The organism is Natronomonas marina (assembly GCF_024298905.1).
Taxonomy (GTDB): Archaea; Halobacteriota; Halobacteria; order Halobacteriales; family Haloarculaceae; genus Natronomonas; species Natronomonas marina.
In genome coordinates, this window is sequence record NZ_CP101154.1 from 742,116 (window position 1) to 755,452 (window position 13,337).

The 13,337-nt window shown below is 69.8% G+C and carries 17 protein-coding genes; 12 read left to right on the plus strand and 5 right to left on the minus strand.

Annotated elements, in window-relative coordinates; translation table 11 throughout:
* The first annotated feature begins 491 nt into the window (after positions 1-491).
* On the plus strand, positions 492-953 hold the full coding sequence (locus NLF94_RS03960) for a pyridoxamine 5'-phosphate oxidase family protein (RefSeq protein WP_254840166.1): 462 nt from the start codon (positions 492-494) through the stop codon (positions 951-953).
* Positions 954-962: 9 nt separating this feature from the next.
* On the opposite strand, the gene NLF94_RS03965 is transcribed toward NLF94_RS03960, so the two are convergent.
* Positions 963-2,138: a PGF-CTERM sorting domain-containing protein gene (locus NLF94_RS03965; protein WP_254840167.1), complete on the minus strand. Its 1,176-nt coding sequence runs from the start codon at positions 2,136-2,138 to the stop codon at positions 963-965.
* 191 nt (positions 2,139-2,329) lie between these two features.
* Between NLF94_RS03965 and NLF94_RS03970 the strand changes: the two genes are divergently transcribed.
* Together NLF94_RS03970 and NLF94_RS03975 are read left to right on the plus strand one after the other, a co-directional pair.
* Positions 2,330-3,412 carry an ABC transporter ATP-binding protein gene (locus NLF94_RS03970; protein WP_254840168.1) on the plus strand — a complete coding sequence of 361 codons (1,083 nt, stop codon included), beginning with the start codon at positions 2,330-2,332 and terminating at the stop codon, positions 3,410-3,412.
* On the plus strand, positions 3,409-4,221 hold the full coding sequence (locus NLF94_RS03975; RefSeq protein WP_254840169.1) for an ABC transporter permease: 813 nt from the start codon (positions 3,409-3,411) through the stop codon (positions 4,219-4,221). Before NLF94_RS03970 ends, NLF94_RS03975 begins: the two co-directional genes overlap by 4 nt.
* A 2-nt stretch (positions 4,222-4,223) precedes the next feature.
* Here the strand turns inward: NLF94_RS03975 and NLF94_RS03980 are convergent, their stop codons facing one another.
* Complete coding sequence (locus tag NLF94_RS03980; RefSeq protein ID WP_254840170.1) at positions 4,224-4,385, minus strand: hypothetical protein; 162 nt, start codon at positions 4,383-4,385, stop codon at positions 4,224-4,226.
* A 241-nt stretch (positions 4,386-4,626) separates the two neighbouring features.
* Here NLF94_RS03980 and NLF94_RS03985 point away from each other — a divergent pair, with 241 nt between their 5' ends.
* Complete coding sequence (locus NLF94_RS03985) at positions 4,627-5,562, plus strand: lamin tail domain-containing protein (RefSeq protein ID WP_254840171.1); 936 nt, start codon at positions 4,627-4,629, stop codon at positions 5,560-5,562.
* Between the two features lie 51 nt (positions 5,563-5,613).
* On the opposite strand, the gene NLF94_RS03990 is transcribed toward NLF94_RS03985, so the two are convergent.
* On the minus strand, positions 5,614-6,294 hold the full coding sequence (locus NLF94_RS03990; RefSeq protein ID WP_254840172.1) for a helix-turn-helix domain-containing protein: 681 nt from the start codon (positions 6,292-6,294) through the stop codon (positions 5,614-5,616).
* Between the two features lie 116 nt (positions 6,295-6,410).
* Here NLF94_RS03990 and NLF94_RS03995 point away from each other — a divergent pair, with 116 nt between their 5' ends.
* Positions 6,411-6,914, plus strand: coding sequence for a cupin domain-containing protein (locus NLF94_RS03995; protein WP_254840173.1), 504 nt, complete (start codon positions 6,411-6,413; stop codon positions 6,912-6,914).
* Between the two features lie 83 nt (positions 6,915-6,997).
* Positions 6,998-7,156: a DUF7563 family protein gene (locus tag NLF94_RS04000; RefSeq protein ID WP_254840174.1), complete on the plus strand. Its 159-nt coding sequence runs from the start codon at positions 6,998-7,000 to the stop codon at positions 7,154-7,156.
* 55 nt (positions 7,157-7,211) lie between these two features.
* On the opposite strand, the gene NLF94_RS04005 is transcribed toward NLF94_RS04000, so the two are convergent.
* Positions 7,212-8,393 (minus strand): heme ABC transporter ATP-binding protein, encoded by a 1,182-nt coding sequence (locus NLF94_RS04005; protein ID WP_254840175.1) that lies wholly within the window; start codon positions 8,391-8,393, stop codon positions 7,212-7,214.
* Entirely contained in the window at positions 8,390-9,436 is a 1,047-nt protein-coding gene (gene btuC, locus NLF94_RS04010; RefSeq protein ID WP_254840176.1) for a vitamin B12 ABC transporter permease BtuC, read from the minus strand. Before btuC ends, NLF94_RS04005 begins: the two co-directional genes overlap by 4 nt.
* Positions 9,437-9,496: 60 nt before the next feature.
* Between btuC and NLF94_RS04015 the strand changes: the two genes are divergently transcribed.
* From NLF94_RS04015 to NLF94_RS04040, 6 genes are all read left to right on the plus strand, one after another.
* A complete protein-coding gene (locus NLF94_RS04015; RefSeq protein ID WP_254840177.1) occupies positions 9,497-10,615 on the plus strand; it encodes a PGF-CTERM-anchored ABC transporter substrate-binding protein in 1,119 nt (372 codons plus the stop codon).
* 44 nt (positions 10,616-10,659) lie between these two features.
* On the plus strand, positions 10,660-10,938 hold the full coding sequence (srp19, locus tag NLF94_RS04020) for a signal recognition particle subunit SRP19 (protein ID WP_254840178.1): 279 nt from the start codon (positions 10,660-10,662) through the stop codon (positions 10,936-10,938).
* A 108-nt stretch (positions 10,939-11,046) separates the two neighbouring features.
* On the plus strand, positions 11,047-11,499 hold the full coding sequence (locus NLF94_RS04025; RefSeq protein ID WP_254840179.1) for a CopD family protein: 453 nt from the start codon (positions 11,047-11,049) through the stop codon (positions 11,497-11,499).
* Complete coding sequence (locus NLF94_RS04030) at positions 11,492-11,974, plus strand: DUF7965 family protein (protein ID WP_254840180.1); 483 nt, start codon at positions 11,492-11,494, stop codon at positions 11,972-11,974. Before NLF94_RS04025 ends, NLF94_RS04030 begins: the two co-directional genes overlap by 8 nt.
* Positions 11,975-12,029: 55 nt before the next feature.
* Positions 12,030-12,257: an H/ACA ribonucleoprotein complex subunit GAR1 gene (locus NLF94_RS04035; RefSeq protein ID WP_254840181.1), complete on the plus strand. Its 228-nt coding sequence runs from the start codon at positions 12,030-12,032 to the stop codon at positions 12,255-12,257.
* A gap of 39 nt (positions 12,258-12,296) precedes the next feature.
* The gene (locus tag NLF94_RS04040; protein ID WP_254840182.1) at positions 12,297-13,334 is read left to right on the plus strand and encodes a presenilin family intramembrane aspartyl protease PSH; all 1,038 of its coding nucleotides are present in this window, start codon (positions 12,297-12,299) and stop codon (positions 13,332-13,334) included.
* Positions 13,335-13,337 lie beyond the last annotated feature (3 nt).

Here is a 13,337-nt window from a genome sequence, read left to right on the forward strand (position 1 = left end):
TCTCCCGGCGGTCATCGCTCTCGGCCCCGCCCCGCGTGCGTGCGGCCGCGGAGAGGTCGACGGCCGTCGACCGAATCCGAGCGGCCTCGGCACCGTCCGGCGGATCCCCGACGCCGCCGGCCGGGGAGCTGGCTGCACCGGCGTGTAACGTGCCACTGCCCGTCCTACGTTTGACGTACTGCCTCATTGTGGTCACCAGTACACCGCTGTTGCCTTCCACGCTGGTGCCTACGCACGTAGCGCTCGCGTCGCATCCCGGCTATATGTATAGCGTGCCACTCCGCCCGGCGGCTTCCCGGACCGAACGGAGTAACGGCGACGGAACCACCGGCCGGCGGCCCCACGCCCTCCCGGACGACGAGTCCCCGCCAGGCCCCCGGTCGGAATCGCCCGCCTCGGCGCCGGTCTCGCGGCGCGTTCGGTCGTCCGTCGGTCCCCGCGAGTGGGAACGGGCTTTCGGGTTTATGCGATTCGGGCGGGTTGGTCGGGGTATGACGGTCGACGAACTCTCGAAACACGGGGTCGAGCGGATGAACGAGGCGGAAATTCGGGCGTTCCTCTCGGCACAGCGGGTCGGCGTTCTCGGACTTCCGGCGGGCGACGTTCCCTACATGATTCCGATATCCTACGGCTTCGACGGCGAGGAGAACCTCTACTTCAGGTACGTCGTCGGCGACACGAGCCAGAAGGGACTCGTGAGCGAGGAGACGACCGTCGCCAGCTTTCTCGTCTTCGACACCTCGACGGACACCGAGTGGACGAGTGTCGCCCTGGAGGGAACCCTCAGCCGGGTGCAGGACGACGAACTGGACGAAACGCTGGAGGCCGAGTGGCGCCCCCAGGCCCTGAAGGAGGCGGCAACCTCGGAGACCACCCGGGTCTACCGGTTCTGGATACAGAACGAGACGGGAATCAGACACTCCGCGCTCCCGCCAGGCATGAACCCCGAGTGACCGAGCGGGCTACCGCCGGCGGACGACGAGCAGCGCGGCCGCGAGCAGCGCGACCAGCGCGACGACCGGCGTAAAGCCAGGCCCGTCGCTTATCGTCGGCGTCGCGCGGTCGGCGCCACCGGCGTTGCCGCCACCGTCGCCGCCCGCGTTGCCCTGCGTTCGGGTGGCCTGGCCGTCACCGCCGCCGCTGCCGCCGGCGTTGCCGCCACCACCGGCATCGCCGCCAGCGTTCCCGCCGCCGGCGTTGCCGCCGCTGGTGGTCTGGACCTGTGTCGGTGTGGGAGTGTTCGGCGCCTGCGTCGGCGTGGGGGTGTTCGGCGCCTGCGTCGGCGTGGGGGTATTCGGTGCCTGTGTCGGTGTGGGCGTGGCCCCGTTGCCGCCCGGTGTGGGCGTGGGCGTCCCGCTTTCGGTCGGCGGCGGGCCGAGTTGCTCGCGGGCCTGCTGTTCGTTTTCGCAGTCGCAGATGTAGACGTAGTTCGAGTTCAGGTTGATTCCACGCCACTTCTTGTTGTCGGGTTCACACTGGGAGTTGCCCTCCTCGGTGCACTTGGTGGCGATAGTACCGTTGGTGTAGCCCTGGAGCTGATACCAGCCGGGGGTGCTGGTCATCGTCAGGCAGGGGCCGGCGTTGGAGCCGACACCCTGGGCGGCCACGACAGCGTCGTCCGGCGAGAGGTACGGTGGCCCGCCCCCGAGGTCGCCCCAGTCGTAGAAGTCGACCGTGAGACCGCCCTGTTCGAGTGTCGAGCCCTTGCGGTGTTCGATGAGGTCCTCGTCGACGCGGGTGCCGCTGCGGGTGTTGCCCCGGTCGATGCCGAAGACCTTCGTGTTCTGGGTGACGTCGCAGTTGCTGTAGTCGATCCACTCGGCCTCGATGACGATGAAGTTCATCCAGAGTCCGTCCTCGGCGTTCTGTTCCGTGAACGCCTGCTGGCCGGTGGCGAAGTACTCGATACTGCCGTTCTGCTGGTTCTGACTGCCCGGCAGATGGTCGGTCTGTGTCGGAAGGTTGATCGTGAAGTTCACTGCCCCGCTGCTGGTGTTGTACGTCGGTGCGTTCTCGCGTTCGTGCTGGTCGGCCGCGACCGTGCCGGCAAACGCCAGCACCGTCACGCCCCCGACGGCCGACACTGCCAAAACGACCGCCAGAAGCGTCGCCGAAACTCGTTTGTTGCGCCTCTCCATACCGGTCAGTGATTCCCTTCTACTGGATAACCTCTCTGCGGGCAATTTGCCGTGGTTTATAAACCGTAAACCGTGGTTAGGAGGTTCAGTATTAGGACGTGCGGCTCTCGCGTGTCGTCTCTCCCGGGCCGTTCCGAGTCGGCGTGGCCGGTGGCGACTCCGTTTTCCGGCTGGCGCCCCTACGACGCGTAATGACTGGCCGAAACGCCGGGGACGAACGTGAGCGGCCGACGGAGCGGAACGGCCACGCCGAGTCGTCGACCGGCCTCGACGTCGAGCCGTTCCCGACGGCGGCGGAGCGGTCGGTGCCCGACCGGGCGACGGACCCGGCCATCGAGGTCGAGGGACTGACCAAGCGATTCGGCGGGGGCGACGACGCGGTCGTGGCCGTCGACGACGTCTCCTTCGCGGTCGAGACGGGGTCGGTCGTCGGGCTGCTCGGTCCGAACGGCGCCGGCAAGACCACGCTCATCAAGTCGGTCCTGGGGATGGTGCTGCCCGACGAGGGGACCGTCCGGATTCGGGGCGTCGACGTGGCCGAGCGGCCGCGAGCGGCCTACGCACACGTCGACGCGATGCTGGAGGGTGCGCGCAACGACTACTGGCGGCTGACGGTCCGGGAGAACCTCCGGTACTTCGCAACGGTGGGCGGCGTCGACCCCGACTCCGTGGCCGACCGCCACGACCGCCTGCTGGAGCAACTCGAGTTGACCGAGAAGGCCGACACGCCGGTCCGGGACCTCTCCCGCGGCATGAAACAGAAGGTGTCGCTGGCGAGCGTCCTCGCTGGCGGCGCCGACGTCGTCTTCCTCGACGAACCGACGCTCGGCCTCGACGTCGAGAGCTCGCGGACCCTCCAGCGCGAGCTCCGCCGGCTCGTCGAACGCGAAGGCCTCACCGTCTTCGTCAGCAGCCACGACATGGACGTCGTCGAGACGGTCTGTGATCGCGTGCTCGTGATGTCCGGGGGTCGCATCGTCGCCGACGACGGCGTCGAGGCGTTGCTCCGCCGCGGGGCGACCGGTCGGGTCGCCGTCACCAGCCCCGACCTCGACGACGAGGCGGTCGCCGCCGTCCGCGAGCGGTTCGAGGTCACCGCCGTCGAGACCCGCGACCGCGGCACTCGCATCGAGGTCGCGGCCGCCGGCGAGGAGCTGTACGCGCTGATGGAGCGGCTGGCGGCGGCGGGCGTGACGCCCGAACGGGTCCGGACCGTCGAGCCGGACCTCGAGGACGTCTTCGTCGGCCTGACCGGGCAGGGGGAAGACCGATGAGCACCGGACGACCGGAGGGGTCGGCCGACCGACGCGCGGCCGGCTACCGCCACCTCGCGCGGGCCGTCCTCTACCGAGAGTACCTGCTGTTCGTCCGGTACCCCGCCAACGCCCTCGGCGGTATCGTCGTCTCGCTTTTCTTCTTCGGCGTGCTGTTCTACGGCGGTCGGATGCTCGCGGGACAGGCCCTGTCGGACTCCATCGAGGGCATCGTCGTCGGCTACTTCCTGTGGACGCTGTCGGTCGGCGCCTACTCCGCCATCTCCAACGACATCGGCAGCGAGGTCCAGTGGGGGACCCTCGAGCGGCATGTGATGACGCCGTTCGGCTTCGCGCCGGTCGCCCTGCTGAAGGGGGCGGCGAAGGTCGTGCGGACGTTCCTCGTCTCGGCGGTCATCCTGGCGGCGATGCTTCTCATCACCGGCACTTCCCTGGAGTTGCACCTCCTCACGGTCGTCGTCGTGGCGACGCTCAGCGTCCTCTCGGTTCTGGGGCTGGGCTTCGCCGCGGGCGGCGTCACCGTCCTCTACAAGCGGGTCGGCAACTGGCTGAACCTGCTGCAGTTCGGCTTCGTCGTCCTCATTTCGGCGCCGGTCCTCGAGGTGCCCTGGATGGCGGTGCTGCCGCTGGCACACGGCAGCGCGCTCCTGCAGCGCGCGATGGTCGACGGCGTCCGCCTCTGGGAGTTCTCGCCCGCCGACCTCGCGCTGCTCGTCGCCGTCGCCGTCGGCTATCTCGCCGTCGGCTACGCGGTCTTCCAGCTGTCGACCCGCCGGGCGCGACGGCTCGGCGTCCTCGGGGACTACTGACACTACTCGGCGAAAAAGCCCGAGAGGAACGCCGAGACTGCGACCGACAGCGCCACGTCGGTCAGGTCGTACTCCTCACCCTCCTCGGCGGCCCAGACGGTGATAGCGACGCTGACGAGGAGCGAGACGATGCCGTTGACGGTGTGCTTGCCGAACGAACCCATGCGCGACCGTCGGCCGGCAGCGACAATAGCGTTGGCCTCCCGGCGGTGGTCCTGTTCAGAGAAGCGACGGCTGGCCGACGTGGGGTGCCCTGGTGGACTGAACGGGCGAGGGCTTTCGAGCCGCTCTCTACTCCGTCTCCGACACCTCTCTGAACACCGCCCCGGCGGTCGCCCGAGTATCCGAAAAACGGGCCGTCAAGCACGGGGAACGCTTATGTCTGTCAGCTCTCTGTGGGGAGCTATGGACCGGCGGGCGTGGCTGTGTCTCGCCCTGCTCGTCTGTGCGAGCGGGTGTGCGGTCGGCATCGACGACCCGGCGCCCGCCGGGGACGCCGACGTGCCGTCGGCGCTTTCGGACACGGCGGTACAGAGGGTCCACACCGTCACCGTCGCCGACGTCGTCGACGGCGACACGATGGACGTTCGCTACGAGAACGGGAGCGACGACACCGTCCGACTTCTCGGGGTCGATACGCCGGAGGTCGAAACCGAGACCGACCCCGCGGAGTTCGAGGGGATACCGGAGACGGCGGCGGGCCGCGAGTGGCTCCGGGAGTGGGGCTACAGGGCCAGCGAGTTCGCCAGGGAGCGCCTCGACGGCGAGACGGTCCGAATCGTCGTCGATCGGCGGGCGGACGTCCGGGGCTCGTACGGTCGGCTGCTCGTCTACGTCTATCACGACGACGAGAACTTCAACCGGCTCCTCCTCGAGGAGGGGTACGCCGGACTGTACGACTCGGAGTTCTCGGAGCGGGCCGCCTTCGAGGACAGCGAGACCCGGGCGCGGGCCGACGGCGTCGGTCTGTGGGGGTTCGGCGGGTCGGCCGCCCGAAACGAGACGGCCAGCAGCCTCGTCGTCGCCCGGGTTCACGCCGACGCCGAAGGTGACGACCACGAGAACCTCGGCGACGAGTACGTCGTCTTCGAGAACGCCGGCGAGGAGCCGCTGAACCTGTCGGGCTGGCGCGTCAGCGACGAGGCGGGCCACACCTACGTCTTCCCGGAGGGGTTCGTCCTCGAGGCGGGCGGCCGGGTGACGCTGTACTCGGGCGACGGGCCGGACACGGCGACGGCGGTGTACTGGAACAGCGACGGCGCCGTCTGGAACAACGGCGGTGACACGGTCTACGTCAGGTCGGCCGCCGGCGACCGGGTGCTGGCGGATTCCTACGGGTGAGTGGGGTGCTGGCGGATGGTTCCCCACCCCCGCCGTCGAACGACAGCGCGTTCACCCGGCGTCCTCGGCGTCGGTCGTCCGCAGCAGGGCCGACAGCATCTTCGATTCGGCCTTCCGGAGGTGTTCGTCGACCGTCGAGGGCGCACATCCGAGCGTCTCGGCGAGTTCGCCCTGATTGACCTCCCGCGGGATGTCGTAGTAGCCCATGTCGACTGCGGTTTCGAACACCTCCCGCTGGCGCTCGGTCAGCATCGACAGCATGTCGCGGGTGCCCGGCGAGTACTTGCCGACCTGCTGGATAGAGACGTTGATCTCCTCGGGAATCGCCTTCAGTGCCTCCCGGAGCATGTCGTGGGTGCCGACGATGGTGACCAGAACCCCGCCGCGGTCCGTGAACTCGATGGGCGTGTCGATGATGAGCGCGTACTTGTAGCACAGCGCCATCAGCGTCCCGGCGGGTTCGCCGGGGTGGACGTGACAGTAGAGGTGGAACGTGTTCTCGGCGTCGACGTCGAGGACGTCGTAGCTGATGAGCGATTCGTGGTCCGCGACGGCGTCGAGCACCGCGTCCTTGTCGCCCTGCAGGCGGTAGAGAAGCACCCCCGTTCCGTCGCCGAAGGCGTCGATGTGAAGCAGGGCGTCGCGGTCGACCTCGGCCAGCAGTGCCAACTCGGCGTCGAGGGGATGAATCCCGTTGTGTTTCGGCGTGAGGACGAGGTCGAAGTATCGCATGGGCTGGGCTTACGGCCATGTATCGGACCGGGGTTGGTAATCGTTTGGGGCTCGTGCCGCCGTCCCCGGACGACAACGCGGAAACTGTTTATATTTCCCGCGGGTAGCTGCCGCGCATGCGAAAGGTAGCCGTCGACGAGGTCGACAACGAGCGCAGCCCCCTGGGGGTCCACAGCGTCCGTCGGCCGGTCTCGGACGCCCTCGGGACCGACCACTTCGCGATGAACTACTTCGAACTGGAACCCGGCGAGTCCTTCTCCGGGGGGCTCCACACCCACCACGACCAGGAGGAGCTGTTCTACGTCCAGTCGGGAGAGGCGACCTTCGACGTGGCCGACGAGCCCGATTCCTCGGCGACCGAAAGCGTCAGCGTGGACGCGGGCGAGGTCGTCCGGTTCCCGCCCGGGCAGTTCCAGGAGGGGTACAACGACGCCGACAACGACGAGACGGTGGTCGGGTTCGCCTTCGGCGCGCCCTCCTCGAAGCACGACTGGGAGTCCATCGAGTCGGTGCTTCACTGCAGCGAGTGCGGCGAGGAGACCGGACACGGGCTGGCGTTGACCGACGAGAACCGATTCGAGTTCACCTGTGGGGAGTGCGGCAACGTGGTGTCGTTCTGAATCCGACGCGTCGGAACCGCGTCGACGTAATTTTCACACCGAAGGGGAAAGGTATTTGTCTCTCCATATAAGGGATGTAACACATGCCACAATGCCGCAACTGTGATGCGTTCGTGACGGAGAACTACGTCCGCGTGTTCGCACCACAGGAGATGTCGACCGTGCGGGTCTGTCCGAACTGCGAGGACAAGCTCCGGGACGGCGCCGAGGTCCGAGAGGCGCGCTCGACGCGACAGAACTGAGTTTCGACACCGCCGGCTCGTCCGGCGACACCTTCTTCCGGCGTTTCCGCCCGGCCTACGGTCCCCTCACCGCCGTTCCCTCCTTCGGAGGAGTTTCGAGTGCTTCGAGGAGGTCCGCCTCGGGGACGACCGTCGCGTCGGCGGGCGGGTCGGTCCCCTCGACGGCGAAAAGCGGCCGGCTCCGTGCGGCCAGTTCCGCGTTGGCGCCCTCGACCGGCGCCGCCAGCACCGTCGCGTCGGCCGTCTCGATCAGGTCGGCGGCGGCCGCGAGTCGGTCCCCGTCGACGGGCCGGAATGGTGGCGCGGCCACCACCTCGCGGGCGACGCTGCCTGCGGTCGCCAGTGCGGCGTCGCCCTCCGGAAGCACGCCGGCGGTGACCTCGATGCCGGCGTCGACGAGCCGACCGAGGAGGCGGGCGGCCCGCTCGCCGCCGCCGAGGACGTGGACGCGGCGGCCCTCCGGCGGGGCGTCCGACAGCGGCGTCACCGCCCGCGTCCCGGTCACCGGGTTCGTCGACACCGCGGTCCGGACGCCGAACGCCGACTCCAGACGGTCGGCCGAAAGCACCGACTCCGGCGGCCCGGTGTCGAGGAGGCGACCCTCCGACAGCAGCGCCACCTCGTCGCAGAACCGCGCCGCCAGTTCCAGGTCGTGGATGGCCGCGACGACGGTCTTGCCCTCGTCGGCCAGTTCGCGGGCCAGCGCGAGGGTCCGCACCTGGTGGTTGATGTCGAGGCTGGCCGTCGGTTCGTCCAGAAGCAGCGCGGGCGTCGACTGGGCCAGCGCCCGCGCGACGAGGACCCGCTGACGCTCGCCGCCGCTCAACCCCCCGACGGACCGGTCGGCGAACCGTGCGGTGTCGGTCCGTTCGAGGGCCCTCTCGACGGCCTCGTGGTCGGTGTCGTCGGCCGTCCCGAACCGCGAGCGGTGGGGCGTCCGTCCCATTGCGACGACGTCCCTGACGTCGAAGTCGAAGGCGAGGTGGGTCTCCTGTGGCACCGTCGCGGCCGCGCGGCTGATCTCCCGGGCCGACAGCGATTCGACCGCCGCACCGTCGAGGGTGACGGTCCCCTCGTCGGCCGGGAGGGCGCCGTTGCAGACGCGCAGAAGCGTCGTCTTCCCGGCGCCGTTGGGGCCGACCAGCGCCAGGAACTGTCCCTCCCCGACGCTCACGGAGACGTCGGAGAGTACCGTCGCCCCGCCGAGTTCGACGGAGACGCCCTCGACGGTTATCACAGCGCGTGCACCTCCCGGTTCCGCAGGAGATACAGGAAGAACGGGGCACCGAGCGCCGCGGTGATGATGCCGACGGGCATCTCGGCGGGGCCCATCCGGGCGACGGTGTCGGTCGCCACGAGGAAGGTCGCGCCCGCCAGCGCGCTCGTCGGCAGGAGGATGCGGTGGTCGGGGCCGACGACCAGACGCATCATGTGGGGGACGATGAGGCCGACGAAGCCGATGACGCCGGAGACGGCGACGGCCGCGGCGGTGACGACGCTGGAGGTCGCAAGCAGGATTCGCTTGGTGCGCTCGACCTCGATACCGAGCGTGTGGGCGTCCTCCTCGCCGAGCAGGAGGACGTTGAGATCTCTCGCGTACGCGAGCAGGACGACGAAAAGCACCGCGACGACCGGCAGCGCGACGCGGACGCGACCCCAGGTGCTGTTCTGAAGGTGGCCCATGAGCCAGTAGACGGCCGTCTCCAGGCCGTCGCCGGCGTGCAACAGCATGAACGAGATGACGGCGCCGAGGAACGCCTGGACGGCGACGCCGGCCAGGAGGAGCGTGGCGACGGGCGTCCGGCCGCCCTCGGTGGCGACGAGGTAGACGCCGAAGGCCGCGATCAACGCGCCGACGAACGCGAAGGCCGGCAGCCCGAACGGGACCGACAGCGGGAAGACGATGAACGCGACGGCACCGACGGCCGCGCCCGTCGAGACGCCGATGATGGAGGGGTCAGCCATCGGATTCCGGAAAAATCCCTGCATGACCGCGCCCGCCAGCGCCAGCGCGAACCCGACGACGGCCCCCAGTGCGATGCGCGGCAACCGAATCCGCCCGACGATGGTCTCGGTCGTTTGCGGCACCTCGAAGGAGAATGGTCGAACCCACACCAGACCGGACGCCCCGACGGACGGCACCGCGAGGTCGTTCAGGACCACCCGGGCGACCGACAGCGGACCGATGTCGGCGTAGCCGAGCGTCGCGCTGCCGAGCGCGACCCCCACGAGCAGCCCGGCCAGCCCGGCCGACCACGCGACCGTCCGCCTGAGTACCATGATGTGCAAGTTATATTGCTTTAGCCAAATATTTATTGTTCTCGTCGCACTGTCCGGGTGATGCTACGACGCACGCTCGCCGCGACGCTCGCACTGTTCGTGATACTCTCGGCCTCAGTGGCCGCGGTTCCCGCCGCGGGCGCGGCGGTGCAGGCCGACTCGGACTGTTCGTTCCCCTACACCTCCCAGGACGCGACGGGGACGAACGTCACCGTCGACGGGGAACCGCAGCGAATCGTCGTCCTGCAGGCCAGCGCCGCCCAGACCGTCTGGGCACTCGACGCGGAGGAGCGCGTCGTCGGCGCGCCCGTGAACCCGACGACGTCGTACCTCGACGGTATCGAGGACAAGCAGGACGTTCTCCAGTCCGACCAGTTCACGGTCAGCCAGGAGGCCGTCGTCGAACTCGACGCCGACCTCGTGCTGGCGCCGAACGTCATCCCGGACGAGACGGTCGCCAGCCTCCGTGACGCCAACCAGACCGTCTACAAGTTCGGCTTCGGCACCTCGATGCCGTTCATCGCCGACAAGACGGCCGAGACCGGCCGGCTCATCGGTGCCTGCGAGGCCGCCGCCGAGACCAACGAGGCGTACAACGCCACGGTCGAGAACGTCAGCGAGGGGACCGACGAGTACGACCCCCCGCGGGTGATGTACTTCACCGACAACTTCACCGCCGGGAGCGGCACCTTCATCGACTCGCTCATCACGACGGCAGGCGGGACGAACGTCCCCGCGGAGAACGGCGTCCAGGGATACGGCCAGATAAACCAGGAGGCGCTCGTCGAGTGGAACCCCGAGGTCATCGTCGTCAGCGGCGTCGAGGGCGGCGTCCCCGACACCGACGCGTACGCGTCGACATTCGCGGTTCAGAACGACCAGGTCGTCACCGTCGACGCCAACTTCGTCAGCCAGCCCGGCCCGAGGGTCGTCGTCGCCCTGCAGACGATGGCCGAGGCCTTCGCCGACGCCGAACTGGAGGGGGAGGCGACGCCGACGCCGACCGAGGCCGACGGCTCGATGGACGATGCCGAGAACGACGAGGCGACCGAGGGCGGCGACGCGATGGAGGCGACCGCAACCGCTACCGCGGAGTCGACCGACGGTGACGGCGCCGGCTTCGGCGTCGCCGCCGCGCTCGTCGCGCTTTTGTCGGTCGCGCTTCTGGCCCGCCGGTAACCGTAATCGCCCTCTTTTTACGCGCCGGCCGCCCACGCCCGAACATGGTCGAGAACGTCATCTGGCCCGCCTATCTCGACGCCACCTGCTCCCGGAACGAGGGCCGCCGGGTTCCCGAGGACCTCGCCGTCCCGGAGCCGACCGTCGACGAGATCGCCCAGGCGGTCCAGCAGGTCGGCTACGACTCCGTCATCGAGCGCGACAAGACCTACCCCCGCGAGTACGAACCCCGCGGGCGCGTCATCGTCAAGGGTGCCGACGACGCCACCAAGTCCGATCTGCTGGGTGCCATCGCGGCCTACCTCGGCGCCATCCGGGAGTGAGATCCGCCCGCGACCCGTCGGTCCCTCGGGGCGTGACGGCGAAACGGGCGGTCGGCGACGGCCCCTGCCGGGGGAAGGGCTTTGCCACGGCCGGTGGAAGCCGCCACCATGGCCACGACCCTCCATGTGGCGGTTCGACTCCTTCACGTCCTCGCCGTGGCGCTCGCCGTCGGCGGCGCGGCGCTGCTGTGGCTCCGCGCGACGCGAGCGAGCGACCCCTCGGCGGTCGCCGACCTCCGGGAGCTCGCCGTCGACTACGAGTGGATGTTCTGGGGCGCCGTCGGCCTCGTCGTCGCGACCGGGGTCGGTAACCTCGGCGCCCTCGCGCCAGCGGTGCCCACGACCGACACCGCCTGGGGTCTCGCCCTCGCCGGCAAACTCCTCGGCGTCGTACTCCTGCTTCTCGGGTCGGCGGTCCGGACGTCGATGGTCGGTGCCCTCGACGGGCTCTCCCGGGCGCACGCCGGACACGTCCGTCGTCGCTTGCGGGCGGGATACGCCGGGACGGCGGTGTGGCTCGGTGGGCTGGTCCTCGTCGGGGTGGTGCTCGCCCATGGCTGAGCTACGCCGGTGGGCCTTCGCCGCGTTCCACACCGCGCTGCTCGTCGCCCTCGGCGTCTGGGCGATCCACCTGGGCGGCGCGGTCGGCGACCTCCTCCGGGGGCTGGACACGGCCGTCGGACTCGGCATCTACGGACTCCTGTGGGGGATCGGATGGAGCGTCACCGGGCGAGCCCTCGCGGCGGCACCGCCCGCGTCCGCGAGGATGCGGTCCCTCGTGGCCCACGGCGCGCTGTACGGCGCCGTCACCGCGGTCGCCTTCCTCCTGGCGCTCGTCCTCGTCGGGGGCCCGCTCCTCGTGCTCCGACAGGGCCTGTCGGCTTCGGCACTGCTGCTCGTCGCGTCGACCGGCGCGGCAGCCGCGACCGTCGTCGGCGCGCTAATCGGCGCCCTCTTCGGCACCGTCGACGGCCTGCTCGCCCGCACCGGTGCGGCACTCGCCAGGCCGACCGCCGCGGACGAGCCTGGAAACTGATTTACCGCTCCGTCCCCCGAGTGCCGGGTATGCACCGTCGTCCGGGGGTCGGCCGATGAACCGGGTCGGCGACGTCGTCCGAATCGCCCAGGGGCTCCTCGTGGTCCGCGCGCCCGACGACGCGACCCCCGAGATCGGGACGCCCGTCGTCGACGAGACGCTCGCCGACGTGGGCCGCGTCGTCGACGTCTTCGGTCCCGTCGAACGGCCCTACCTCGCCGTCTCACCGGCCGACGGAATCGTTCTCGCGGACCTGCTCGGCGAGCGGCTCTACGCCGACTGACACCACAACGACCAAACGGCCGCCGGTGGAGTTGCGAACGTGAAGCGAGCATACGTCGCCGTCGCGGCCACCGTCGGGATTTTCGCGTTCGTCCAGGTGGGCGCGCTCGCCCTCGTCGAGCCGTTCATGGAGGCCGGCTACCAGACCGTCGAGGACCCGACGGACCCGACCAACAGCCTGCTGTACGTCGGCGCCATCCTCGTGGCCACGGTCGTGATGCTGGCCGCCATCCGCCTCGGCGTCGACCGCCTCATCCAGAGTCTTATCGTCTTCGCCGCCGTCTTCCTCGCCTTCTACGTCTTCTCGGTGGTGGTCCCGCCGCTTGTCACCTACGGCGGGGCGAACGTCCTCGCGGTCGCCGCCGCCGTCGCGCTGGGGGCGGGGCTGCTCCTCTACCCCGAGTGGTACGTCATCGACGCCGCCGGCATCGTGATGGGCGCAGGCGCGGCGGGGCTGTTCGGCATCAGTTTCGGGCTCGCGCCCGCCCTGCTCCTGCTCGTCGTGCTGGCCGTCTACGACGCCATCTCGGTGTACGGCACCGAACACATGCTCACACTGGCCTCGGGCGTGATGGACCTCCGGCTCCCGGTCGTCTTCGTTGTCCCGCTCACGCTCTCGTACTCCTTCCTCGACGACGAAGGGCCGGCGACGCTCGAGGACGACGGGGAGACGGACGACGACGGCGGGAGCGGCGGACGAGACGACGCGGGCGACGACGCTGCGGACGCCGCGAACGGCGACCCCGCCGAGACCGAGGATCCCTTCGCCCGGGACGCCTTCTTCATCGGCCTCGGGGACGCCGTCATCCCGACGATACTGGTCGCGTCGGCGGCCTTCTTCCGGCCGGGCGGGGCCGCACTCCTGGACGTGCCGGGGGTCGCACTGACGCTGCCGGCCCTCGGCGCGATGGCCGGGACGCTCCTCGGTCTGCTCGCGCTCATGTGGATGGTGATGAAGGGCCGCGCCCACGCCGGCCTGCCGCTGTTGAACGGCGGCGCCATCGCCGGGTACCTGCTGGGGACCGTCGTCGCCGGCGTGTCGCTGGTCGAGGCGGTCGGTATCGCGCCGTACCTCTGAGTC

Excerpts from the sequence above, each read along its gene's own strand:
- NLF94_RS03960 (WP_254840166.1), top strand. The coding sequence starts at position 492 with ATGACGGTCGACGAACTCTCGAAACACGGGGTCGAGCGGATGAACGAG.
- NLF94_RS03965 (WP_254840167.1), bottom strand. The coding sequence starts at position 2,138 with ATGGAGAGGCGCAACAAACGAGTTTCGGCGACGCTTCTGGCGGTCGTT.
- NLF94_RS03970 (WP_254840168.1), top strand. The coding sequence starts at position 2,330 with ATGACTGGCCGAAACGCCGGGGACGAACGTGAGCGGCCGACGGAGCGG.
- NLF94_RS03975 (WP_254840169.1), top strand. The coding sequence starts at position 3,409 with ATGAGCACCGGACGACCGGAGGGGTCGGCCGACCGACGCGCGGCCGGC.
- NLF94_RS03980 (WP_254840170.1), bottom strand. The coding sequence starts at position 4,385 with ATGGGTTCGTTCGGCAAGCACACCGTCAACGGCATCGTCTCGCTCCTC.
- NLF94_RS03985 (WP_254840171.1), top strand. The coding sequence starts at position 4,627 with ATGGACCGGCGGGCGTGGCTGTGTCTCGCCCTGCTCGTCTGTGCGAGC.
- NLF94_RS03990 (WP_254840172.1), bottom strand. The coding sequence starts at position 6,294 with ATGCGATACTTCGACCTCGTCCTCACGCCGAAACACAACGGGATTCAT.
- NLF94_RS03995 (WP_254840173.1), top strand. The coding sequence starts at position 6,411 with ATGCGAAAGGTAGCCGTCGACGAGGTCGACAACGAGCGCAGCCCCCTG.
- NLF94_RS04000 (WP_254840174.1), top strand. The coding sequence starts at position 6,998 with ATGCCACAATGCCGCAACTGTGATGCGTTCGTGACGGAGAACTACGTC.
- btuC (WP_254840176.1), bottom strand. The coding sequence starts at position 9,436 with ATGGTACTCAGGCGGACGGTCGCGTGGTCGGCCGGGCTGGCCGGGCTG.
- NLF94_RS04015 (WP_254840177.1), top strand. The coding sequence starts at position 9,497 with ATGCTACGACGCACGCTCGCCGCGACGCTCGCACTGTTCGTGATACTC.
- srp19 (WP_254840178.1), top strand. The coding sequence starts at position 10,660 with ATGGTCGAGAACGTCATCTGGCCCGCCTATCTCGACGCCACCTGCTCC.
- NLF94_RS04025 (WP_254840179.1), top strand. The coding sequence starts at position 11,047 with ATGGCCACGACCCTCCATGTGGCGGTTCGACTCCTTCACGTCCTCGCC.
- NLF94_RS04030 (WP_254840180.1), top strand. The coding sequence starts at position 11,492 with ATGGCTGAGCTACGCCGGTGGGCCTTCGCCGCGTTCCACACCGCGCTG.
- NLF94_RS04035 (WP_254840181.1), top strand. The coding sequence starts at position 12,030 with ATGAACCGGGTCGGCGACGTCGTCCGAATCGCCCAGGGGCTCCTCGTG.